Origin of the sequence: Gelidibacter gilvus (assembly GCF_004115975.1) — a bacterium.
Classification (GTDB): Bacteria; Bacteroidota; Bacteroidia; order Flavobacteriales; family Flavobacteriaceae; genus Gelidibacter; species Gelidibacter gilvus.
The window spans coordinates 173,602-197,853 of sequence record NZ_SDDZ01000006.1 but is presented as its reverse complement, the minus strand read 5'-3'; the positions used below and the strand labels follow the sequence as shown (position 1 = coordinate 197,853).

19 protein-coding genes are annotated in these 24,252 nt (G+C 36.4%); 8 read left to right on the top strand and 11 right to left on the bottom strand.

Annotation, left to right across the window (positions count from 1 at the left end):
- Position 1 precedes the first annotated feature (1 nt).
- The 5 genes from ESZ48_RS11830 to ESZ48_RS11810 all read right to left on the bottom strand — a co-directional run bounded on the left by ESZ48_RS11830 (position 2) and on the right by ESZ48_RS11810 (position 4,688).
- Entirely contained in the window at positions 2-1,252 is a 1,251-nt protein-coding gene (locus ESZ48_RS11830; RefSeq protein WP_129017695.1) for a TolC family protein, read from the bottom strand.
- A 1-nt stretch (position 1,253) separates the two neighbouring features.
- Positions 1,254-1,862 carry a TetR/AcrR family transcriptional regulator gene (locus ESZ48_RS11825; RefSeq protein ID WP_129017694.1) on the bottom strand — a complete coding sequence of 203 codons (609 nt, stop codon included), beginning with the start codon at positions 1,860-1,862 and terminating at the stop codon, positions 1,254-1,256.
- Between the two features lie 95 nt (positions 1,863-1,957).
- Positions 1,958-2,254, bottom strand: coding sequence for a hypothetical protein (locus ESZ48_RS11820; RefSeq protein WP_129017693.1), 297 nt, complete (start codon positions 2,252-2,254; stop codon positions 1,958-1,960).
- Between the two features lie 20 nt (positions 2,255-2,274).
- Positions 2,275-3,351 carry a cytochrome d ubiquinol oxidase subunit II gene (gene cydB, locus ESZ48_RS11815; protein WP_129017692.1) on the bottom strand — a complete coding sequence of 359 codons (1,077 nt, stop codon included), beginning with the start codon at positions 3,349-3,351 and terminating at the stop codon, positions 2,275-2,277.
- Positions 3,352-3,353: 2 nt separating this feature from the next.
- On the bottom strand, positions 3,354-4,688 hold the full coding sequence (locus ESZ48_RS11810; protein WP_129017691.1) for a cytochrome ubiquinol oxidase subunit I: 1,335 nt from the start codon (positions 4,686-4,688) through the stop codon (positions 3,354-3,356).
- Positions 4,689-4,972: 284 nt separating this feature from the next.
- Here ESZ48_RS11810 and ESZ48_RS11805 point away from each other — a divergent pair, with 284 nt between their 5' ends.
- The 8 genes from ESZ48_RS11805 (at position 4,973) to ESZ48_RS11770 (ending at position 12,164) form a co-directional block, all read left to right on the top strand.
- Entirely contained in the window at positions 4,973-6,997 is a 2,025-nt protein-coding gene (locus ESZ48_RS11805; RefSeq protein ID WP_129017690.1) for a cation:proton antiporter, read from the top strand.
- A gap of 192 nt (positions 6,998-7,189) precedes the next feature.
- On the top strand, positions 7,190-7,552 hold the full coding sequence (locus ESZ48_RS11800; RefSeq protein ID WP_223266436.1) for a hypothetical protein: 363 nt from the start codon (positions 7,190-7,192) through the stop codon (positions 7,550-7,552).
- 124 nt (positions 7,553-7,676) lie between these two features.
- Positions 7,677-8,075, top strand: a complete 399-nt coding sequence (locus ESZ48_RS11795; protein ID WP_129017689.1) for a DoxX family protein — start codon at positions 7,677-7,679, stop codon at positions 8,073-8,075.
- A 6-nt stretch (positions 8,076-8,081) separates the two neighbouring features.
- Positions 8,082-8,504, top strand: a complete 423-nt coding sequence (locus ESZ48_RS11790) for a sulfur reduction protein DsrE (RefSeq protein ID WP_129017688.1) — start codon at positions 8,082-8,084, stop codon at positions 8,502-8,504.
- 3 nt (positions 8,505-8,507) lie between these two features.
- Positions 8,508-10,169 (top strand): bifunctional metallophosphatase/5'-nucleotidase, encoded by a 1,662-nt coding sequence (locus ESZ48_RS11785; protein ID WP_129017687.1) that lies wholly within the window; start codon positions 8,508-8,510, stop codon positions 10,167-10,169.
- Between the two features lie 14 nt (positions 10,170-10,183).
- Positions 10,184-10,810, top strand: a complete 627-nt coding sequence (locus ESZ48_RS11780; RefSeq protein ID WP_129017686.1) for a TlpA family protein disulfide reductase — start codon at positions 10,184-10,186, stop codon at positions 10,808-10,810.
- A gap of 156 nt (positions 10,811-10,966) precedes the next feature.
- Positions 10,967-11,668 (top strand): ankyrin repeat domain-containing protein, encoded by a 702-nt coding sequence (locus ESZ48_RS11775; RefSeq protein WP_129017685.1) that lies wholly within the window; start codon positions 10,967-10,969, stop codon positions 11,666-11,668.
- Positions 11,669-11,678: 10 nt separating this feature from the next.
- Positions 11,679-12,164 carry a nucleoside deaminase gene (locus ESZ48_RS11770; RefSeq protein ID WP_129017684.1) on the top strand — a complete coding sequence of 162 codons (486 nt, stop codon included), beginning with the start codon at positions 11,679-11,681 and terminating at the stop codon, positions 12,162-12,164.
- Positions 12,165-12,238: 74 nt separating this feature from the next.
- Here the strand turns inward: ESZ48_RS11770 and ESZ48_RS11765 are convergent, their stop codons facing one another.
- The 6 genes from ESZ48_RS11765 to ESZ48_RS11740 all read right to left on the bottom strand — a co-directional run bounded on the left by ESZ48_RS11765 (position 12,239) and on the right by ESZ48_RS11740 (position 23,931).
- Positions 12,239-12,688: a methyltransferase family protein gene (locus ESZ48_RS11765; protein ID WP_223266435.1), complete on the bottom strand. Its 450-nt coding sequence runs from the start codon at positions 12,686-12,688 to the stop codon at positions 12,239-12,241.
- A gap of 72 nt (positions 12,689-12,760) precedes the next feature.
- The gene (locus ESZ48_RS11760; RefSeq protein WP_190246251.1) at positions 12,761-13,423 is read right to left on the bottom strand and encodes a peroxiredoxin; all 663 of its coding nucleotides are present in this window, start codon (positions 13,421-13,423) and stop codon (positions 12,761-12,763) included.
- Between the two features lie 273 nt (positions 13,424-13,696).
- Entirely contained in the window at positions 13,697-15,028 is a 1,332-nt protein-coding gene (locus ESZ48_RS11755; protein ID WP_129017683.1) for an MBL fold metallo-hydrolase, read from the bottom strand.
- Positions 15,029-15,101: 73 nt separating this feature from the next.
- The gene (locus ESZ48_RS11750) at positions 15,102-15,710 is read right to left on the bottom strand and encodes a class I SAM-dependent methyltransferase (RefSeq protein ID WP_129017682.1); all 609 of its coding nucleotides are present in this window, start codon (positions 15,708-15,710) and stop codon (positions 15,102-15,104) included.
- Positions 15,711-15,905: 195 nt separating this feature from the next.
- Complete coding sequence (locus tag ESZ48_RS11745; RefSeq protein ID WP_129017681.1) at positions 15,906-16,676, bottom strand: 4'-phosphopantetheinyl transferase family protein; 771 nt, start codon at positions 16,674-16,676, stop codon at positions 15,906-15,908.
- Complete coding sequence (locus tag ESZ48_RS11740; protein ID WP_129017680.1) at positions 16,669-23,931, bottom strand: amino acid adenylation domain-containing protein; 7,263 nt, start codon at positions 23,929-23,931, stop codon at positions 16,669-16,671. The genes ESZ48_RS11745 and ESZ48_RS11740 overlap by 8 nt, the downstream gene beginning before the upstream one ends.
- Positions 23,932-24,252 lie beyond the last annotated feature (321 nt).

Genomic DNA, 24,252 nt, shown 5'->3' with positions numbered 1-24,252 from the left:
ATTACTGTCCTTTAATGATGTTATAATTTGCTTTTGCCAGTTGTAACTGAATTTTATGTTTGACCAAGGTGTTTTCGTCTTCAAATAAATTGGTGAGTTCCGTGATATATGCCGATGAGGTGATGACACCGTTTTTGAGCTGGGAATCTGCCGATTTAAGGACCTCCTTTCGAAGGTTGATAATCTCCAAATCAGAAGTGATAAACGCTTCAATCTTTTCGATTTCGTTTTGTTGCTGATTCAGTTCTGTATTGGTGTTCAATTTGAACGTTTCGGTTTCAGTATCGATAATGTCTTTATTGATGGACAGGGATTCACGCTGTTTCTTATTGGAATTCCAGTCGAATACATTCCAATTCAATTTAACCCCAACCGTATAAAAGGTTTGAAAGGAATTGTCGAGCATATTCAATCCGGGATTTCCATAGCCACCGGTTGCAAATCCGAGTAATTTGGGCGCATTTTGTTTGGCGATCAAAGCTTCATTGCTTTCAATTTCATCTTTTTTAAGTTGAAATAATTCCAGTTCTGGTCGGTTTAATTCTGTTTTTGATGCGGTTTCCACCAACGTGTTTTGAAAGATGGCTGAGGCATTCAATGGTTGTCCAATAACGCTGGAAAGTGTTTCAATGAGAGAGGTTTTATTGCTTTTAACTTCAATAAGCTGTTGATTGAGTTTAAGCAGTTCGGCTTCCAGAACCTTATCTGATGCAGGCAAAATCACACCGTACTTTATCCCTGAGGTCACTTCGCTCAATTTGGCTTGTAACTGTTCTTGTTTTGCTATTAATAATAAATGCGTTTCCTGAGCTAATAAAACAGGAAAATAGAGCTGATTGATTTTTTGTTTTAGTTGATATAGGTTGACTTCAACCTGTTTTTGCTTCGTTTTAAGTTGGGATGATTTCACATCCAAAGAGGCATCTGTTGCACCGCCATTATAAATAAGTTGATTGACCGAAAGTGTTGCACGGTACTGGTCTTTATTTAGGGGTTCAATGTTCGAATTTGGGATGGGAACTTCAATCACATCAGATTGATAGGTGGCTTGGGCATCAAAACTCAACTGCGGCAGTTTAGCGTTTGAAACGACTTCTTTTTCTAATTGATTTTGCATGTCAAGTAAGCCAGATTGTTTGGCCAAAGGGTAATTGACAGTTGCTAGGTCATAACATTCCTGCAGGGTTATCGATTGTTGCGAAACCATGGTGCTTGTAAATAATCCTATCAAAATAATTAGCGATCGTCTCATTTTAGTGTTGCTTTATTGAATTGATAATAAAGTTGGCAACTTCTGTCTTTCTGCTTTCTATAAATGCCTTGTAAGCTTTTTCATCTTTCTTTGTAAGCGCTTTAACCAATGGCTTTCCTAAAAATGGAAAGATATTCAGGGCGAGGATATTGACGAATAATTGGTCGGCATCTATAGGTTTTAAAATTCCTTTATTAATTTCTGCATCCACGCTCGATTTAAATTTTTCGAGATTTGGAAAACCTGTGTTTTCTTTTAACTTTAGAATGAAATCTTCATTTCTGTGAAGTTCATTGATGATGAAATTTGGCAGATACGGATGCTTCATCATGAACGTTGTATAGTCATTTGTAAAGTTTCTTATTTTATCTTCAATGGTTGAGTCATCGTTTAATATGGTATTTAACTGTGGTGCCAAAAGCGAAAAGGCATTCTTGAAGACGGCTTCAAAGAGCAATTGCTTGCTTCGATAATAATAGTGAAGCATCGCCTTATTAATTCCTGCTTTATCAGCTATTTCTTGCATTCTTGCACCATCCATGCCTTTAGATTGAAAGACATCTTTGGCAGCGTCCAATATTTGATGTTCCGTCGTTTCTTCTTTTTTCATTTAACCAATAAGTTTAACCATATGGTTAACAAATGTACAAAAAATAATCGAAAGCTAAATAATTCGATTATATTAAAATTATATTCTTTTCGAATCTAAGCATTCAATTTGTTTTTTATCAGCTTAATTGCAATCACACCAATGGCGCCACCAACAATAGATACCAATATGTTTATTGTAAATAACACACGATTTGTTTCGCCAATTTCCATAATCGACATCGGATCAAAACCAAGTCGTCCAAAGGTTTTTATGAAAAAAATACTGCCAAAAACACCTGCCATGGTGTTTCCAATTAATCCTAAGGTGTGTTTTTTGTTTATCGCAGCAAAAACATGTGCGCCAATAATCCCCATAAAAATACTGATGAGTGCAATAAGTGTGTCCGTCATGCCAAGGATTTTCTAATAAATTAATGTTCGCCATAGCCAACATCGTCCAATTTACCTCGGAAAACGCGGTATTGCACAAACATATAAATCCCAACTAAAAGTGCCGCAATTACAAACCAATATACGCCAACGGATAACCCATACTCGTGGGCTGCAACATTATATAATGTTAAAGATGGGTTGACGTTGTTTGTAGAGGGCAACACTTTCGGAAATATGGAGGCCACAGTAGATGCTAATCCGCCCAGCAGAAACAACGTTGAGAAAAGAAAACCTAATCCGTCTCTTTTGAATGCTTTTACTTTAAACAAACCCAAAAGTCCCGTAAATGTCATCAGCGGAAAAATAATTAACCAAGGATGCTCCATAAAGTTGCGAAATGGATTTGGATCAATGATATGCCATGTGGACAAGGATATTATGACCAATGCCAACAGTACAAAATTCAAATTAAAAATCACTTTTTTTAGTTTTGGGTTCAAGTCAGAATTGGTTTTGAAAATAATCCAATTGGCACCATGAATTGCTAAGGATACCACACCAACAAGGCCTAAAATTAAGGTAAACCAATCAATCACTCCCAAATGTTCGGCATGCGGACTAAAACTCGAATTCCATAAAGGCAAAAAGAAAAAATGGGGCTCATGTGTGGAAACACCATCGGTAACCATACCCAAATTCACGCCTCTTACAATATTTCCCAAGGCGATTCCGAAGAATAGAGCCAGCAGTAAACTTGCAATCCCGAATGCTTTATCCCAAATAGCCTCCCACATTCTGTTCTTGATTTGTCCTCGTAATTCGAGACCAATCGCCCTGAAAATAAGTAACCATAAAATCATCATCAATGGCAAGTAAAACCCACTGAATGACGAGGCGTACAACGTGGGAAACGCAAAAAACAAAACACCGCCAACAGCTATGAGCCAAACCTCATTGGCATCCCAAAATGGACCAATGGCGTTTGTGATAGCTTTCTTATCTTTTTCGGTTTTGGCAAAAAATAAATGAATGATTCCTGCACCAAAATCATAACCATCCAAAATGACATAAATGGTTAGCATAGTCATTAATACGATATACCAGAATAATTCCATAGTTAGATGTGTTTTGAGGTTTCAGGACCTTTATTGATGATTTTGACTGCTAGCATAATGAACAATAACCCTAATAAGGCATAAAGTCCAATAAAGCCAAGCAAGGTGAACAGGGTGTTTCCTGAAGAAACTGTTGGTGAAATCCCATCTGCAGTCCGCAACAGATTATAGACCAACCAAGGTTGCCTACCCAATTCGGCAGTGTACCATCCCGCGGTATTGGCGATATATGGAAACGGCAGCATGAACATCAACGCCCACAACACCCATTTGGTGGCATAGAGTTTTTTTCGAAACAATTGGATGCTTGCAATAAGCAACAATCCTATAAAAATAGTGCCTAAGCCCACCATAATATGATAGGAGTAATACAATCCAGGAATATTGGTTGGATAGACACTTTCATCAAATTCATTGAGGCCTTTAATCTCAGCATCCCATCTTTGGTAAGTTAAAAAGCTCAATACATTTGGCACCGCAATTTTATTGTCGAGTTTTTTGTTTCCGACGTCCGGCTGCCCAATTAAGATAATCTCAGCGCCACCATCTTCGGTTTCAAAAATGCCTTCCATTGCAGCAAAGGTGACAGGTTGGTGGGTTGCTACATTTTTTGCAGCCCAATCTCCAGTTGGAAAAGCAACCAAAATACTAGAAATCAATCCGAAAATAACACCGGTTTTTACAAAGAGTTTTCCAAATTCGCTATGCTTATTATTTAAGAGATAGAAAGCTCCAATAGATGCCACCACAAAAGAAGATGTAATTACAGATCCCATTTGATTGTGTAAAAACGCAGGCATTAACCACGGATTAGAGAATAATGCTCCAAAATTGTTAAGCACAAATTTTCCATTTTCTAAAATTTCATAGCCAACAGGGTATTGCATCCATGAATGTGTGGCTATAATCAAATAGCCACTTGCCCAAGATCCTAAAAACACCAGAAAACCAGTTAAGAAATGGAGCTTTTGACCCATTAATTTCTCTCCAAACAGGAATAATCCCAAAAATGAAGATTCCAAGAAAAAAGAAAACATCCCTTCCATGGCTAGGGTTTGACCGATAATTCCTCCCGTAAGTTCAGAGAATTTTGCCCAATTGGTACCAAACTGAAATTCCATTGGAATCCCGGTGACGACGCCCATTGCAAAATTGAGCGCGAAAATTTTCATCCAAAATTTGGCGGCATCGTTATACTTATCAATCTTGGTTCTTAAAAATCGCCATTTAAAATAGACAATCATTAAAGATAATCCCATGGTCAATTGTGGAAATAGGTAATGGAAAGTGATCGTGAACGCAAACTGCATCCGATCGTAAAAGAGCATGTCTTCCATATATAGAAAGCTTTTGAGTGATAAATTTATTATATAAATATATGAGAATCCCGTTTGAAATGTGTAACACAAGTAACAGAATCCTCTTTTGTTTTTTGAGACCGTTAGTTCACTTCTCCCAAATTCCTTGAAATTCAGTTTTTTATCAAATTTTAACACGTAAGCGTAATAAAGGTAAGATATTAATGCTGTTCTTTTCCTATGTTTGTTGTATAATTGTAATGAACAAGACTGTTTTAATTCACCAATTAATTCAGTTTAATTTTTTCTCTTATTCGTCAACTATGGATGTCATTATCAATCAACTTATAGAAGAGTTCCAGTTACCGCTCCAAAATCCCGTGTTGATTTTCTCTTTGATCCTCTTTATTATTCTGTTGGCCCCGGTCGTGTTGCACAGAATACGGATTCCTGGAATTATTGGATTGATTGTATCGGGAATTATCATTGGTCCTGCTGGGTTGAACATCTTGGAGAAAAGTCTTTTTGTGGATGTTTTTTCAACTATCGGACTTTTATACATCATGTTTATTGCGGGATTGGAGCTCGATTTGAACGAGTTCAGGGCAACAAGAAATAAGAGCTTATTATTTGGTTTTTTAACCTTCACGATTCCAATCGCTATTGGATTTCCGGTCTGTCATTATATATTGGGCTTTGATTTTAATGCCAGTCTTCTTACATCCAGTATGTTTGCCACCCATACGTTGGTAACCTACCCAATAGTCAGTAAGCTCGGGGTTTCAAAAAACGTGGCTGTGGCCATTACCGTTGGAGGTACAATTCTAACAGACACCGCCGTTCTTATTATGTTGGCGGTCATTTTAGGCTCTCATGATGGCGGACTTACACAGGAATTTTGGATCCGTTTGGGGATATCATTAGTATTGTTTTCAGCGTTTATGTTTTTGGTGATCCCAAGAATTGCCAAATGGTTCTTTAGTAAACTGGAAAGCGAAAAACATTCGCATTATATTTTTGTATTGTCCGTAGTTTTTTTCTCTGCATTCTTGGCTGAGATTGCAGGATTGGAATCAATTATCGGTGCGTTCGTTGCAGGGTTGGCCCTTAATAAGCTCATTCCACACTCTTCTGCGTTAATGAACCGGATTGAATTTATAGGCAACTCGCTTTTTATTCCTTTTTTCCTAATTAGTGTCGGGATGATTGTTGACATTAGTGTCATTATGAGCGGTCCGATGGCACTGATTATAGCCGGAACCCTAACGGTTGTGGCGATTTTTGGAAAATGGACAGCGGCATTTTTAACTCAGATAATTTTTAAATTCTCAAAAGGTCAACGTAACTTGATTTTCGGATTGAGTAGTGCGCATGCTGCAGCTACTTTAGCGGTAATTTTAGTAGGATACAAAGCTGGAATCTTAGATGACAATATTCTTAACGGGACGGTCGTCTTGATTCTCGTGACCTGTATCATTGCATCATTTGTCACCGAAAGTGCAGCCAAAACCATCATCCGTAATTCTGATGAGGATGAAGATATCGCATTGAGCAGTCCTTCGCTTCAAGAGACCATTTTAATACCCATCGCGAATTTGGTGAATATTGAGAAAATTTTGGATTTTGCAGTATTAATAAAGGATAAAAAATCGATCAACCCTTTATCCATTTTAACGGTTGTGCCCAATACCAATGAAGCAGAGAAAACTATTCACAAAGCTAAACAGGGATTGGAGAATTATCTAAAGGAAACTACCGCATCTGATACCAATGCTACGGTTATGGCAACAATAGACCATAATGCAGCGAGTGGAATTTCACGAACCGCGAAGGAAATTATGGCCGATATCATTTTATTGGGATGGCCTCAAAAAACCGGGTTTTTGGATAAATTGATCGGGGATAAAATGGAAAGTATTTTACAAAATACCAATAAAACACTTTTTATTTGTGATTTTGAAATTCCTTTGGTCAATCATAAGCGATTATTTGTTGTGGTTCCCCCAAATGCCGAACTTGAAGAAGGTTTTGCACATTGGGTCAATAAAATAGCAAAACTTTCAGTGGAATTATCCATTCCGATACATCTGAATTGCAACGAGGCAACGCATCAATCAATAGTGAAGTTTGCAAAAGACAATAAGGTTAACTTGACCATGGGGTATAAAAAGTTCAAGGATTGGGATGATTTCCTAATTATTTCCAGAGAGATTCATGATACCGATTTGATTATTTTGGTATCCGCTAGAAAAGGTTATATCTCTTATTTTGGACACTTGGATAGAATCCCTTTAAAGCTGGAAAAACATTTTCCTGCTATTAGTAAAATGGTTATTTATCCTCAATAACATCTTGACTTCACCATTTTACTGACCTAATACATGTAAAACTGTGTTGTTAGGTATTGCATCTTAAATTTGACTTGGCATCCTAACGACTTATTTGCCAGCCATTTTCTTTTATTTTAATAAGACTTTAACACGCTATGGTAACAAAGGTTACATAAGGATCCTCTCCTTTGTCTTATGTTTGTACCTATCGTGAAAACTAAATCTTACATAGCAGTAGTTCTGATAGCTATCTTTCTGGCGAAATTTGCCGCGATAGATGCCAATGGCTTGAATATTATATTCAGTGGCAGCAAGACTTCTTTCGTAAATCCATATTGTAAGAAAAATTCTTCCAACGAAAAATCGAATGAATCGACCAGTTTTTCGGCTCAAGATCATGTTGAAACACAAGTAATTATTTTAAGTGGCAATTGTACCACGCCGTTTCACTTTGAATTGTTTTCTTGGGAAGCGGACTATACCGATCCCGTAGTTGTGATCAACGAACACTTTACTTCCAAATTAAGTTATCGCTATCTCGATAGCATATCTCCTCCACCTCGCGTGGCCTAAGCTCTCTTTTTGACCTTTTAAAGTTGGTGTTTCCATAGTATTTCTTTTGAAGAGATGCTGTTGGATGATCTGTTACGCACAGAGACCATACAAATTCAAACACTCTTTATTCACATTTTTTATTATGACGAGCAAAATTTTAATCAGTCGCCGATCCATACAGCTATTGCGCATTTTGGTAAGCGGCATATTTTTAGTAGCTGGCCTTAGTCACTTGCTCAATGTAGAAAAAACAGCCCAACGTATAGAACAGGCGAGTTTTAAGGGGTTAGCCATTTATTTCGGCGATCCTCAGTGGCTCATCATCCTATCTGGGATTGTCATGCTAGTAGCAGGCTTTCTATTTTTAATTGGTTATAAGACCAAATGGGCAGCTATTATTTTAGTGGCGGTTTTAATTCCAATCACACTAACGGTTCAAGTCGGACAGATGACCACGCTGGGCCCTTTATTTAAAAACATTGCAATTTTAGGTGGACTTCTTTTTTTTATACTGAATGATACCAATCAACCCTTAAAATAAAACGATATGAAAACATACATTTTTAGTTCACTATTTCTAATGCTCACCCTATTTGGCAACGCAAAATTACAAGCGCAACAGGTGGACAACAGTAAAAATAATTACGTCGTGCTCACCACAAAAGTACCGCAGCTACAACCCATCATCCTAACTGCAGAAGCCCTAAAGGCAGAAGAGGGAGAGGCGTTTGGCGACTTTCAGGTCATCATCTGCGGTAAGGACATTGGACAAATTACCGATCCTGAAATAATAAATACATTTATTCAAAAAGCCGAGAAAGCTGGGGTTCAGATTATAGCCTGTGGTTTTTCCCTCAACAAATTTAAAGTCGATAAAACAAAAGTTCCAACGAGCATGGACATTGTGGAAAACGGCATCTTGTATAATTTCCAACTTCAAAAAAAAGGATATAAAAGCTTAAGTCTATAAATCATGAGAAATTTTAAAACAACTTTTTTGACAGTTTTTGGCTTTTTAGGAATATTGATAGTATCAGTTTCTTGTAAATCTGAAAAAACGAATACAGTGGCAGAAAATAACAGTAATACAAAAGACACCATGAGTATCACCATCCTTCAAACGGCTGACATTCATGGCCAATTGGATCCACATCCTGAACTGTTTTGGGAAAATGGTGAAATTGTCTTTAAGGAACGTGGCGGTATGGCGCACATCAAAACAATCTTTGATCAGGAACGTGGAAAAAATCCAAATCGGACACTTATCGTTGATGGCGGCGATTTGATTCAGGGTAGTGGCTACGCCGCTTTATCTGAGGGGAGAGTGATGTCCAACATCGTGAAAAACATGGGATATGATGTAATTATTCCAGGAAACTGGGAAGTGGTTTACGGGAAAGACATCATGATGGAGGTGATGCAGGATTTTGATACGGAAGTTATTGTTCAGAATATGTACCATGAAGACGGAAAAGACCCTTTATTTCCAGCCTATACCATAAAAGAAATTGAAGGCGTTCGATTGGCTTTTATTGGGATTAATGATCCCGATGTTCCAGTGAGACAAAATCCTATTTTCAGTAAAGGAATTGCTTTTAGCGGCTTGGATAATAGTGTAAAGCAATTAGTGGATGATATTAAATTTAATGAAAAAGCAGATATTATTTTTTTGCTTACCCATATTGGAATTTTCAAACAGGTTGAATTGGCCAATAGCCCAATAGCAGAGCATGCCGATTACATCTTAGGAAATGATACACACGAACGTGTAAGAGAAATGATTCAAGGTAAATATGCGAAGGTTACCGAACCTGGTGCCTTTGGTTCTTTTGTTGGAAAACTGACCCTTCATTTTGTAGATGGAAAATTGGTGGGTGATGATTATGAGCTTATTGATGTGGATCCAGAAGTGTATCCTGCCGATAAAGCGATGCAAGCCCTTGTGAACAAAGAAAAAGCACCGTACCAAGAGCATCTCGAAACAATAATTGGCTATACAAACACGCCAATTTATCGGTATTTGACCGTGGAAAATCCAATGGATAATCTATTCACAGATGCAGCACGTTGGAAAACAGGAGCAGATATCGCCATCTCAAACGGATTCCGTTTTGGTAATCCTATTGTGCCTGAAAATGGCAAACCGGCACCAATTACACGCGCCAATTTATGGAATCTACTTCCTGTTAATGAAAATGTCAAGACTGGAAAAGCTACTGGGAAGCAGATTAAAGACTGGTTGGAAAGAGAGATGCATAACGCCTTTGCACAAAACCCAACCGAACGTTTTGGTGGATGGTTAGTGCGATTCTCTGGAATGGAAGTGGATTTTAAAAGTCAAAACCCAAGAGGTGAGCGGATAACCAGTGTTATCGTAAAAGGTGAGGAAATGCAGGATGATCAATATTATACAATTTCTGCTTGTGTGCGCCCAGGCGATCCTATTGATAACTTATGTAGAATGTCGGATGTTGAGGACGTAAAGGAAATGGATTATACCATTCACGAGGCCATAGAAGAATATCTTCAAAAGCATTCGCCAGTATCACCAAAATTAGATGGACGTGCGTACTGCGATTATTTGGGCACGTATTCTTTTTCTACAGTACCTGGAACCAATTATGAATTTCAATAAAAAATTTAAGAATTATGAAAAACGATAAAAAAGAAAAAAACTCAAAGAAAACGTGGATCCAATACGGAGTTTTCGCCGTGGTAGCTATTACCCTTTACGCCACAGGATTACATACTGAAGTTATTGGTTTTGCCCAACGTGGTATTCTTGCCACCGGATTGATGAATCCTAATGTCAAAGAGATTACCCAAGTGCGTGAAAATGATAATGCAATGGCAAGCCTTCCAGAGTTTGAGAAAGCAGATTTTAGTTTAAAGTTGATGGATAGGGATGGCAATATCACCTCATTGGAAGCTTTGAAAGGCAAGGTTATTTTTATGAACTTTTGGGCTACATGGTGTCCACCTTGTATTGCAGAAATGCCAAGTATTGACAAGTTGCACAAAGAGATGGGCGACGAAGTGGCGTTTGTAATGCTTTCTTTGGATCAGGATTTTGAATTGGCCAAAGCTTTTGATAAGCGTAAAGGGTACAATATGCCAATTTATGCCCCCGCGAGCAATTTGCCACCCATGTATCAATCTTCAGCAATTCCTACAACTTATGTTATTGATGCGAAAGGTAACTTGGCATTGACGCATAAAGGAATGGCCGATTACAGCGATGAAGGCTTCAAGAAATTTCTAAGAAGTTTGAAATAGTATTATTTCCGAAATGGGATGGATATTGAAAATTTATCCATTCCATTAGGAAATACATTGGTTTTATGTCCAATTTAAAAACAATCTTTAAGATACCTACGTCTATCTATTCTTCTTTTCGTATTTTACTTTGTGATAATCTTAAACGACATCCCAATGAAATCTTTGTCCAAAATTATTACAACACTATGGATTGCCTGTTTGCCGTTGCAAAGTTGTGGCCACCCAAATGGAAACAAAAACATGAAACTATCAACTCAAGATTCCATTTCCAGCTTGTTAAAGGCTGTTTCTGAAAAGGATGCCACCCTCGTGGCTAAAATTTTAAGTTCCAATCCAGATTTAGAAATAAGAGATAACAAAGGACGAACGCCCTTAATGGTTGCCACTTACAATGCCGATGGCAAAATTGCTGAACTGTTGATTTCTGCAGGCGCCGACGTGAACGCGCAGGACGACCTGTTAAACAGTCCGCATTTGTATGCCGGTGCAAGTGGCGATTTGTCAATTTTAAAAATGAGCTTGAACCATGGTGCCAAATTTGATATTTATAATCGTTATGGAGGGACAGCCCTGATTCCGGCCGCAGAAAAAAGGCATTTGGAAGTTGTCAAAATTCTTACAGAAATACCAGATTATCCCATTGATCATGTTAACAATCTTGGCTGGACGGCCTTAATGGAAGCGATCATTCTGGGTGCAACTGGCGAAACACAGGTGGCTATCGTAAAAGTACTTGTAGATGCAGGTGCTGATGTCAATATTGCGGATAACGACGGCGTGACACCACTGCAACACGCTAAAAATAGAAACATGGACAAAATCGCCAAAATACTAGTCGCAGCAAACGCTCATTAAAACAAAAGAAATGAATAAGATAGATGACAAAGATTTACAGCATTTACGTCGCTGTGTAGAATTGGCAAAGGAAGCCCTCTCTGCAGGGAATCAGCCGTTTGGTTCGGTACTTGTTTCAGCAGAAGGAAAAGTTTTGTTTGAAGGTCGAAACGAAGTGGTGACCACCGGTGACCAAACGCGTCATCCAGAGTTTGAGATTGCACGTTGGGCAGCAGCATATATGTCCCCGGAAGATCGTGCTAAGGCAATAGTTTATACATCGGGCGAGCATTGTGCCATGTGCTCAGCGGCGCACGGTTGGGTAGGATTAGGTCGGATTGTGTATGTGAGTTCTACTGAGCAATTATCATCTTGGCTCGCAGAGATTGGAGTCCCTACGTCTGCAGTAAAATCGTTGCCCATTCATAAGGTAGTTCCTAAAATTGAAGTCAATGGTCCCGTGCCTGAACTTGCTGAGCAGATACATCAAATGCACATCCGATTTCACAAATCTTAAAATCAAATTGAAAAGAATATTTCAAGAAGATAAATAATGTCTTTGCGAATGATGGGAATATAGGTTCATGAATTTTAAATGAACCGTGGTGTTCTTTTTTGATAATCTTCATACTCCGGGAATCTTTCCTGCAACAATCTTTCCTCATAAACCGATTTATAGTAAAACAGGATTAAAAGTAGAAGTGTGATCACAACTTTGTAAAGAGATGATCCATAGATAGCATATCCCAATCCTGAAAACAGCAATGCGGTATAAATAGGATGCCTTGAGATGCGATAGACCCCACTGGTAATCAATTTCCCAGAAGCAACCGGTGATGGGAAGGGAGAAAGCTTGGTATTCAATTGAAAGAGCGCAATACCTCCGAATAAAATAGAAACCCCCAACAAAACCAAACCCGAATAGCAGAGCCATCCGGGTAGTTGAAAATAGGACACACGTAAGGGTAAAAAATAAGCTATAAAAAGCAGTACCTGTACCATTACAAATGCATAGTCCTTAAGAGGTGTTTTTTGGTTCACTTTTTACAATTCTTCTAAAGTCTATTAATTATCCGTCTTCACTTTTTAGAAATCAAGACTGATATTGAAGAATTACAGATGTTTTTTTGCAAGATAAAAATCAACTTTCTCAAGGGAATCGTCTGCTAATCTAGCATCGAGTTCGTCCAAGGTTTTTGGTGGACCAACAATAACTTTATCTCCTTTTTTCCAATCTAATGGCATTGAAACTTTATGTTCATCTGAAATTTGCATGGCTTCCAAAACACGTAAGATTTCATTCATGTTTCTACCTATATTCAAAGGATAATACATGATCAGTCTAATTTTTTTACTAGGATCAATGAAAAACACGGCACGAACAGCGGCAGTCTCACTTTCATTGGGTTGTAGCATTCCGTATAGTTTTGCGACTTTCATATCGATATCCGCAATGATGGGGAAATCAAAGTAAACCCCGGTGTTTTCCCTAACATTCTGAACCCAGGCCAAATGCGAGTGGATACTGTCGATACTTAAACCTAATAACTCAGTGTTTAAAGCATTAAACTCACTTTTACGAGTAGCAAATCCGCTCAATTCTGTAGTACATACTGGTGTAAAATCAGCTGGATGTGAGAACATCACCACCCATTTGTTTTTTGCAAAATCTGAAAATTTTATTTTCCCTTTGGTTGTTACAGCTTCAAAGTCGGGAGCATTATCACCAATTCTTGGCATTGAAGTTCCTTGTTGCATTTCTAAATTTGTTTCCATAATTATGTTTTTACTATTGTTTTTTGATCTTTTATAAATTTAAGCATTTATTACTTTTTAAGCGATGACACAGGTCATATAAATTATAAATTGGCTTTCCTTTAACATCTTCGCCATAGATCTTTTTGGCTTTTTAAGATAAACATATGAACTAAACGATGTTAATACTAAAATACCCGAATCGCAGTGCCATTCGGGTATTTCTATAGAGGACAAAAGCGGTGTAAAGTTTAATTCACAACAAAATAGATTGTCTGTAATTTATAATTAGTTTCAGTTTTTAAATTGTTCTATAGCATCGCTTAAATCATAAACAGTAGCATCTTTCAATTCATTCTCAAGAATACTGCTTCCTGCCGCACTTCGATAACCGCCAGCACAATGCACCACAATAGGCTTATCGGTCGGGATTTTATTAGCGGTTTGGCGCAATTCGTAAAGTGGATGATCAAGCGCTTTTTTGAAAAACTTGCCTTCTTCTATTTCACTTTTGTTCCTAATGTCAACAATGGTGTAATTGTCTGGATTTTTTTTGAAATCTGCCAGATCCAACGCTTCTGTTTTTACTAAGTTTTCATCTGACAGCGTAATGACTTTTAGAACCTGTTTTTCGTAGCCTATTTTAGCTAAACGGTTTAAAAGCTTGTCCTTGTTTTCTTTTTTATCAATGACCAAAGTGAATTTTTCTTTTGGCGCGACAATGGAACCTATCCAAGTTTCAAATTTTGCAGTATCCGATTCTGCTTGAATATTAATGCTGCCTTTTAAATGGCCATTTTTAAAACTGGCTTCATCTCTCATGTCAACAATAAGACCAGTGGCCGTTGTGTTTTCAGTAAAAGGAATTTTGTCAATGGTTGGATCTAAATTATCCGCACCGGCCTTATTGATGTCTACATTAAATCCAAAATATGATGGGATAAATGGTTGACCGCCAAGTAAGGTATTCATGAATTGCTCTTTGGATTGGTCCTTAAAAGCCCAATTTCCCATACGTTCATCGCCTAAAGTGCTACTTGCTGCTTCACTCAAATTTTTCCCACAGAGAGAGCCAGCGCCATGAGCAGGATACACAATTGTTTCATCGGGTAAGTCGTTGAATTTATTGGTCATGGTATCGTACATCATTTCAGCCAGTTCTTCGCGTTTGGCAGTCATATTGCCCACGTTTTCTCTTAAATCCGGACGGCCAACATCACCAATAAATAGGGTGTCTCCGGTAAACATTGCGGTTTTATCGCCTTCTGTAGCCACTATGGTAATACTGTCTGGAGAGTGTCCAGGTGTATTGATGGCTTTTAGAGTGATATTTCCCAAGTTGATACTGTCGCCGTCATCAAAAGCTTCGTGAGGATAGTCGGCTCCCAACTTTTCGCTATTGTAAATAGTCGCTCCTGTATTTTTATGGATTTCAAGATGCGAACTCACAAAATCGGCGTGAGGATGCGTCTGGATTATCGCAGTTATTTTGGCGTTATGAGCTTTCGCAAAATCATAATATTGCTGTGGATCGCGTTCCGGATCAATAACCGCCATCTTGCCATTACTAATTATGGCATAGGAGTAATGAGAAAGGGGTTTGTATTCAAATTGTTTGATATTCATAATGTTTAAATTTTATTAAATAAAAAAGTTATTACAACTTACTATAATTTTTAATTACTTACTGAAAAATATGTCATTTCAGTTTTTTAAAACTGCAGAATTGAAAGTTCTGCGCGGTTTCAAAAGGTGTGATATGATCTGTGGTGAGGCATTTTATTTTTTTGAAGTGGGTTTCAAACACTTTTGCCAATCCGTTTTCATCATATTGAGAAATTTCCAACCCACTACATTTGGTAGGTCCTTGTTTTGAAAAGGTGCCAATAATTAATCGCTCTGCAACAAATTCATCAGTAATGGCCACGTAGACTTTAATCTTCTCTTTTGTGGTCAGAAAATGAAATGCAGCGCGATCGTGCCATAAATCGTAAATCTCTTTAGGTTCAAACGAAGTAATATCGCTCACAATCCACTGTACGTTATCGGCTTTTTTGCCCAAGCGTTTTTTTGCTTTTTCAAGAGCTTGGGCAGAGATGTCCAATACGGTAATATTTTCATAGCCTTCTTCAAGTAGAAAATCCACTAATTTACTGTCGCCACCACCAATATCAATGATTTTAGCAGTTTTTGGCAAATCACATTCCTGAATCAATTTTAAGGAAATCTCTGGCTTTTCTTGGGTCCAACTGACCTGGTCTGGATTCTTATTCTCATAGACGGATTCCCAATGTTCTTTTGTGTTCATTATTATAGTTCTAATCAAAGCACACTTTGTAAAGTGCTTTTTTACCGCTTTTTAAGGCTAAACTTTGTAATTTGTTGAAAAGTACACTTCTAAATTTTTTATAGATGTATATTTTCTATATTGATAAAGATAATAATATTGAGGCAGAATTGATGTAACATAAGTTACAAAAACCTTGTGAAGACAAGGTCTGGTTTATTTATGAAATGAAGATTTTAGTTCCTTTTCCGTTGGAATAGGTGAGAATATAATTTTCTCAAAATTATACAGATTTTCAGTAACTGCGAAAGCACCGACATAATCCTCGTTTAACCTAAAACTAAATACATTAATTTTGTTATAACCGCCTATAAGTGATGGTGATACGGTGTGGTAGCCATCCTGTACAGGGATTTTGACGATATCATCATCGATACCTTTTCCTATGGCTTTTACAATGGCTTCCTTGCGTGTCCAGAAGTTATAAAAGGAAAGATGCTTATCACTGTTTTTTTGAATGCCATCTATTTCATTTTGATTAAAAATACTTGGTAAGATTTCTTCATAATTGAATTCTCTATTTATAAATTCAATATCAATACCAACTGGACTTTTTCCTACTGAAATAATGGCAAAATTCCCTGAGTGCGTCACATTGAAATAAACGGATGGATGAGAAGGTAGATAAGGTTTTTTGTTACCATCAGTGTCTAAGATTATTTTATTTATCGTTAAACCAGTATGCTCCGACAAAATGATTTTTAAGAGCGTTCTGCATATTACAAATCTATTTTTATCTTTTTCAAAATGGTATCGGTTAGCGCGATCATACTCATAAGTTGATAAGATATTTATAAAACTGGGAACTAACTTCTGGAATTTTAATAGCTCGATCTTGTATAGTTGGATACCTCGATTGTTATTATTAACATCATTGAAATCTTGAATCGAGGTTTTTAATGTTCCACAAAATAAAGTACTAAACACTTTTTAAATTCTTATGATCCAAAACATTCTGAAGACTAGCTGCTAAAGCTTCTACATTAGGTTCTTCAAACATATCAAGATGATTACCAGGTATCATATGTTTTCTGATTCCTCTGCCACCCATTTTTTTCCATCCCAATAAATCATGATCGTGCACAAAATTAATCTCTTCCATCGATCTAAATAAGTCAATCACAATGTCTTGTGGTGTTATATTATAGGCATTTGTTGCAATAGAGTGATTGTGATGCATTTTATATGGTACATTGAATTGCATTTCATATTGCTTCTCTTTTCCGTGTTTTAACTTCAAAATTAATCCTGAAATTTGAAGTTTTAAAAGTTCTTTTCTTCGTATAAAATTTTTCTTACTAGATAACATATTAAAACTTAAATACACCATTTTCCCTATATTATAAGACACATCCAACACTTTTCTCACTAATGGATTCGTATGATAATAAGACGGAAACACGTAGGTGTCAAATTGTGCTAAAATAGTCACTTCTTTCCCTTGTGCCAACAATTGCCTCGCCATTTCGTAAGCGACAATTCCACCATATGAAAAGCCTCCCAGAGCATAAGGTCCATCTGGATTAGAGGCAACAATTTCAGAGATATAATCGGCTGCCATTTGATCGATGGAATCATGAGGTTCGTCGACACCGTTTAACCCTCTAGACTGTAGCCCGTAAACAGGCTGTTCTTTATCTAATCTTTGAGCAAGCGCATTGAACATTAAAACATTATGATTGGCACCATGTACTATATATAAAGCTGGTTTAGTTCCTCCTATTTTTAAAGGCACTAATGAATCCCAAGTTATGAACTCTCTGTCCATATAGGCAGCCAATTCTTTGATTGTAGGATGATTTAGCAGAGCCACCAACGGCAATCTGTTTTTGGTTTCCTTTTCAATTCGAGCCATCACTTGCACACCAACAATGGAATGACCACCAATCTCAAAAAAATCGCTGTTGGCATCTATCTTGTCAATTTTGAGGCACTCTTGCCAAATGTTTGCAATTATCTTCTCTGATGCCGTGGTTGGTTCCGTGAATCCAAGGGTTTTGGTTTGTGTAAATATGTTTTTTAATAAGTTTTTTCTGTCTGTTTTACCGCTTAAGGTTTTAGGAAATTCTTCAACTAGAAAATATTGATGTGGCAACATGTGCGCCGGGAGCTGTTCTTTCAGCGTTGCTTTCCAATTATTTACTTGGGTTGTTTCATCTCCGTTTTTCCCTGATGAAATCACAAAAGCCATTAAAAGATCGTCATGCACCAAAACAACGGAAGAATTTATGCCATCCAACGAATCCAAAGCTTGTTCTATTTCGCCTAATTCTATACGTTGTCCTCTAATTTTAATTTGATCATCGATGCGTCCTAAACAATGGATGTCTCCATTTGGCAGTAATTTGGCTAAATCTCCTGTTCGATAAAGTATAAAACCTGATTCCTTATGAAACGGATTTTCGATAAACTTTTCAGCGGTCAAATTTTCTCGCTTCCAATAGCCTTTTGCTACACCATCGCCTGCAATACAAAGTTCTCCGGTTTTACCTGGAGCTACTAGGTTATTCTGTTCATCTACAATATAAAGTTGAGTGTTCGCCATCGGACGACCAATAGTAATAATTTCATCAGTCATCGAAACTTGCTTCATGGCGGACCAAATCGTAGTTTCCGTGGGCCCATACATATTCCAAAGTTCATTTACCCGAGCCATGATGCTCTTTGCCAATACTATCGGAAGTGCCTCTCCTGTGGATATTGCTCTAATCGGTAACTTTTCTTCCCATCCAGAATAGAGAAGCATTTGCCAAGTAGCAGGGGTTGCCTGCATCATGGTAATTCCTTCCTCTTTCATAAGATTGAGAAGTAATCTGGTGTCTTTGGCTGTTTCTTCATCAGTTAGCACCAATTTTGCACCTTTCAAAAGCGGCCCAAACAATTCCGCCATCGCAATATCAAAAGAAATGGTGGTTATTGAAATTAAGATGTCATTTTCTTCTATACCCGGTTTATGCAACATGCTGTAGAGGAGGTTGACCAAATTCCTGTGCGTTATTGAAACGCCTTTTGGTTTACCAGTTGAGCCTGAAGTATAAAGTATATAAACAGCTTGGTGTATGTCTACTTTTTCATTTAGTGGTGTATCAGGATGATTTGATAAATCAGATAACATATCCTCTAAAAGCAACTGTGTCGCATTAGATTTAAGTGTTGACGAGATTGATTTTGTAGCAATTATAAATTTGGCTTCTGAGTCTTCCAACATAAATTCCAAGCGCTGCTTCGGATAGGTGGGATCCAAGGGTAGGTAAGCCGCACCACATTCCATAATGGCAATCAACATGATTACCATTTCATTTGAACGTGGCATTGAAACTCCAACATAATCTCCATTTTTGACACCATTTGTTTTCAAATAATGAGCCATTTGATGAACCTTTTTCTCTAGATCACCATAAGAAATCTCTTCATTCTTGAATTTCAAGGCTATTTTCGAAGGCTTATGATGCGCCTGCTTCAAGATCAATTCATGTAAAGGTAATTGTGAAAAAGCAGATGAAGTATTATTCAGCTTTAAATACTCAGAATCATCTATTTTAAGAATTTCACCAATTTTACTATCAGGATTAGCGACTATGGTTTTAATGATTTCTTCAAAAGAAGTCATCATCTTTTGAATGGTTTCTGGTTTAAAGAGTGTCTTGTTATAGCTCCAACTGAAACAAGGTCCTTCAACAGACATTGATACATTAAGTTCAATTTCAAAGGTGCCATAATTAATTTGATTATTCTTTATTTCCTTTATCAAACCGAAAAAAGAATTTTCATTTTCTAAAACATCATCTAATTGAACATTCATAATAACGGGAACCAAAGGAACCCTTGATGGATCTCGAGGAATAGAGATTTTTTCTAGAAGTTGTCCGAAACTTAGTGATTGATTGTCATAAGCATCAAATAATTCCGTTTTTCTCTTTATCAAATAATCTTTGAAACTAATTTTTGTATCAATTTTACTACGAAGGGGTAACAAGTTCACACAATGCCCAATCATTTGCATCATATCGTAATTGGCCTGTCTTGAACTTGTAAGACCTAAAACCAAATCGTTTTGGCCTGTTTGCTGACACAACAGCACTTCAAATGCAGCTACTAAAGTGGTCACTATGCTAGTAAACATATTGGATTCAGCACTATTCCCTATTTGTTTCAATTGATTTAAAAGACCATTATCTAAAAGAAAATCTATAGTATGGTTGTTATAGTTTCGTGATTTAGGTCTTGGATAATCTATTGGCAATTCAAGCTTTGGTATCGATTCTTGATACATATTTAACCAAAATTCTACTGAACGTTTAAACTCATCACTCTTGGCATATCTGTTTTCTTTATCAGCAAATTCACTGAAGCGATCAGGTTCATTTAGGGTTGGTATTTTATCTTGGCAAAATGCAGAATAAAGAACACCAAGTTCTTCAAGTAATATGCTTGTACTTAAACCATCACAAATTGCATGGTTGACAGTTATTATTAAGTCATGCTCAAATTCTCCAGTTTTAATTAAATTAAATCTTACTAAAGGACCATCAATTAAATCAAATATAAAATCAGCTTCATCGCTGATTATATAATTTTTCGATTTTTTTTTATCAAATTCCTCTTGGCTTGATATATCATTATATAAAATATCAACATGAAAATTTGTATAAATAAACATAGAATGTAAGTCTTCACTAAAAGAAGCTCTTAAAGATTCATGTCGTTCTACCAAAGATTGGACAGCCTGCTCTAAAGCATTATATTTAAATTTACCTACAAAATTTAGGGACAAGGAAATATTATAAGCTCTTTTTGCATCATCGCCACCAAAAAAGCAATCAGTTAATATTTCAGATTGTGCCTTTGTTGTATTAATTATTAATTCAGTTTCCTTTTTAACGTCGGCATCAGTGTGTTTTTTTTGAGAATTTAAGCAACTTATAGATGCTGTTACTTTTGAATTAAGAACATTAGTAATTGTTTCGACTTCATCTTCGACCCTTAAATTTTCACTTAGAGATTTGGCAAGTTGAGAAATTGTCGGATGTTGAAAAATTTTAATTAATGGGATTTCTGTATTTAATTTTTTTCTCAATAAGCCAATAACTCTTTGGGCAATTAATGAGGATCCACCCATTTCAAAAAAATTATCCTCAATATCGATAACGGGTATTTGAAGGATATCAATCCATACCTTGGCAATGTCTTTTTCAAGTTCAGTCTGTGGAACCTTTAGGTCAGTACTAGAATCTTGTCGTATATATTCCGGACTCGGTAGGTTTTTTTTGTCTATTTTCCCATTAGTTGTTAATGGAAAATTATCGACCCACATAAATGTTGAAGGAATTTGAAACTTTGGCATTATTTGCGCAAGTTGATTTCTAACTGTATCAAAATCAACTTCCTTATTGATCGGCTGCAAATAAGCAACTAGGCTTAACTCTCCAGCCAGATGATTGCTTGTAACAACAACCGAACGTTTGATATTTGGTAATGAATTTAAAGCAACCTCAATTTCTTTAATTTCAATTCGATATCCTCGTATTTTTACTTGATCATCAATACGGCCAATGATCTCAATTTCCCCATTTGGAAGCCACTTTGCAAGATCTCCGGAACGGTACATGCGTTCACCAACAATAAAAGGATTAGCTACAAATTTCTCAGCAGTTAATTCTGGGCGGTTGAGATAACCTCTTGCTAAACCTTTCCCAGCAACATATAATTCACCAACAACACCTATCGGTTCAGGCTTTCCAAATTCATCCAATATATAAGTAGATAGAGTAGAAATTGCATTTCCTATATTTGATATGTTGTGTTCAATAACATATTTATCAATTTCTTTATAAGTCACATGTACTGTGGTTTCTGTAATCCCATACATGTTGATAAATTTAATATTAGGATATTGATTATACCATTTTTCTAAGTGTTTCGGAAAAAGAGCTTCTCCACCGAAAATGATATAACGCAATTTTAACCTTAACCCCGGTTGCGTTGCACTCTCCATTAGATTGATAAATGCAGATGGCGTTTGGTTTAAAACGGTAACACCTTCTTTTTCAATCATTGTTATGAATTCAAAAGGATCTTTAGCAATCAATTCTGGAACAATAATTAATTTCCCACCAAATAATAACGCACCATACATTTCCCATACTGAAAAATCAAAACAGAAGGAATGGAACATACACCACACGTCATCTTGATCAAAATCGAAAAGATGTTTTCCATGATATAGTAAACTGACCACATTTCTGTGCTCTATCATAACACCTTTTGGATTGCCAGTGGTGCCAGATGTATAGATTATATAACAACGGCTCTCTGGAAGAACTTTAATGGAATCATTTAATTTAGACGAAAGCTTATCTTTTTCTTTTATAAAGTTGTTTATAAAGCCTTTGTCAATTGTTATTTTACATTGACTGTCATCAATGATATAATTTTTTCTTATTTCGGGATAATTGGGCTCAATAGGCACATAAGCAGCTCCAGATTTTAATATACCTAGTGCACTTATAATAATCCATTCACTGCGTTCAAGCATTACGCTAACCAAATCATCAACTTCTATATGATGTGAATTGATGATGTAATTTGCTAATTGGTTAGATAAGTCGTCTAATTCGCTATATGTTAATTTTTTATCTTCAAAAGAAACGGCAATATTGTTGGGCGTTCTCTTTACTTGTAATAAGAACAAATCCACTATGCTTTTTTCCTCGGAATAATCTCTAAAGTCCTCCTCATTTAAATGGTTAGTTTTCTCAAAAATTACTGCATCGGTAGCATTTAATTGTAAAGAGTCAGAATAATCAACCTTTATAAAATTGCCTATTTCTTTACTTGGATTTTCTACTATGCCATAAAGAATTTCTTTAAAAGAAGCCATCATTTGCTCTATGGTACTCGTTTTAAAAAGAGATGAATTATAAGACCATTCTAAAATGAGTTCGTCTTCTGTACCTGTAGCATTTAGGGAAAGCTCAAAAGATTCAAAGTTTCTGGGATTACTTTTTAGTTTATAATTTAAACCATTAAATTCAACGTCATTGGCCATACCCATGTCAATGTTAAATACAATGGGAACCAATGGCACTCTAGATAAATCTCTAGCAATTTGAAGTTTTTCCAGTAATTGACCAAAGCTAAACTGTTGATGCTCGTAGGCATCTAAAATTGCGTTTTTTCTATTTTTCAGATATGTATTAAATGGAATGCTATGATCATGCTTACTTCTTAGGGGAAGCAGATTTACGCAATGTCCTATTAATTGGGTCTTGCCGCTTTGAGATTGGCCAGCAGCAGGAAGTCCTAAAACCAAATCATCTTGACCAGTTTGATGATATAGAAAAACCTCGAATGCAGCCAGTAAGGTAACCACAAAACTGGCTCCAGATTTAACCCCTACTTTTTTCAAATCAGATACTAATTGATTATCAATTCCAAAATCTAAGCGATTACTTTTATATGTCCGTAATGGTGGGCGTGGAAAATCTGTTGGTAGCGTTACTAAAGGAACAGAAACCTCGTATTGTTTAAGCCAATATTGTGCTGTTTTTTTATATTCTGTACTTTCAATAAACCGCTCTTCTTCTTCGGCGTAGAGACTAAAGGACTCAGGTTTTGGAACAATATATGTTGTGTCTAGAGTATGGGAGGAATAGAAACTTCCTAACTCTCCAAGCATGATTCCCATGGACCAACCATCACATATAATGTGATGTGCCGTGATTACCAATTGATGTTCTTGTTCTGAAAGTTTTAGTAAACTAATCTTTAAGAGTGGTCCTTTAACAAGGTCAAAAATATAATTAGCTTCTTCAGACAAATAATTTTTTATTGCAAAATTCTTCTCGGTTATCTTAAGACTTGATAGGTCCTGATCATTTAGTTCAATGGGTAACTCGTGGTAAATAGTCATAAAACGCCCATCGGGACTAAAGGTTGCCCGCAAAGCTTCATGTCTTTTAACTAATTTTGAGATTGCAATCTTTAAAGCTGTTTTATTAAAGTCACCCTTTAATATAAGTGAAATGGACTCATTGTATGCTCTGTTAGCATCATCTTCACCTAACATACAGCCAATCCAAATTTCTGCCTGTGGTTGGGTGGTATGAATAACCCGCTCTATAGCAGGACCTTCAAAAGGATTGAAATTTGTTATATTATTTAAAATATTGTCTTTTTTCATCAGTATGAGTTCAATAATTATTTATTGATTTATCAAATTCGTTGCCATTACTTCTGTATTTCTAAGAGTTTAATCTATTAAATTAGTCTGTAGATAAACATTATCCGCTTTTGCTGCCATAGAACTTTTGCTGTTATATCATTTTATTTAAATTTTTTAAAAAAAAGTGCAATCTTTTCTTTTGTAATCCATCCTTAAAAGGCATCGGTTATGACGTAAGGATTAGAAACCTTAAGATTATCTTTGGCATTCTTGTGATAGTTCATCATCCATTTAATATCTATAGAAAATATTTATTTATTAACGAGTTCAATAATTTTT